This is a genomic window from Vibrio mimicus CAIM 602, assembly GCF_000338875.1.
Classification (GTDB): domain Bacteria; phylum Pseudomonadota; class Gammaproteobacteria; order Enterobacterales; family Vibrionaceae; genus Vibrio; species Vibrio mimicus.
Window position 1 is genome coordinate 1 of the sequence record NZ_AOMO01000087.1, and the last position, 876, is coordinate 876.

Consider the following 876-nt stretch of genomic DNA (forward strand, 5'->3'; position numbering starts at 1 on the left):
TATTGCCTTGTCGTGAATATGATACGGCATGATTATTTTGGTACTAGCTTTGCAAGATATATCAATCACATGTATGAGTTAATAATAGAGATTTATCCGTGGGCAAAAAGAACAAAGAGTCTCAATCAGAGAAAAATGTACACACCCTGAAATCACTTTATGAAATAAGTGTCGAAACAAGAAATTTTGAAATCAATCAGTTAATTCAACGAAATAACTTCTTTATGCTTTTCCAAGGTGTTCTATTAGCAGCAGTTATGCAAACTGAAGCTAGTAAACCTTATGTGGAGGTTATAATTTGTCTTACTGGTATCATGATTTCTTACTACCAACTTCATATGGCATCTGGTGCAAAGTATTGGCAAGAATGGTGGGAAAGTCGTGTAGACCATTTTGAGAATTTATTGTGTGAAAATATTAAGAAGTCAGAAGACAGAGAAGCACATCAACTGTTTACAATAAGTAGCTCCGATGTGAATGAAATAGTTCGTGCAAGGCTAACTAAAACAAAGCGTTTTTCTTTCACGAACTTTTGCATTTTAGGTGGTTTTTCTGTTGGTCGAGCACCAATCAAAGTTAGTTTATTTTTGCTGCTTACATGGGTTTCATTGTTATTTCTGTCGATCGACTTTAGTGCGATGCCAACGTTGGAACTGGAAAAAATATTCTCAGGTTTTTATTTCACACCAAGCGAACAGTAAGCTGCGTATTCATAACAAACGCCTCAAGAGGGACTGTCAACGCGCGGCGTTTCCAGTCCCATTGAGCCGCGGTGGTTTAAGTTGTTGTGTTTGAGTTTAGTGGTAGTGCGTTGCCAGCCCCTTAGGCGGGCGTTATGTGCCTGAGTGAGTTAGGAGTCATTTGTGAAATGAGTAT

1 protein-coding gene is annotated in these 876 nt (G+C 38.1%); it reads left to right on the top strand.

The features are described from left to right. The first annotated feature begins 98 nt into the window (after positions 1 to 98). Entirely contained in the window at positions 99 to 701 is a 603-nt protein-coding gene (locus D908_RS01840; RefSeq protein ID WP_005527320.1) for a RipA family octameric membrane protein, read from the top strand. Positions 702 to 876: the final 175 nt, after the last annotated feature.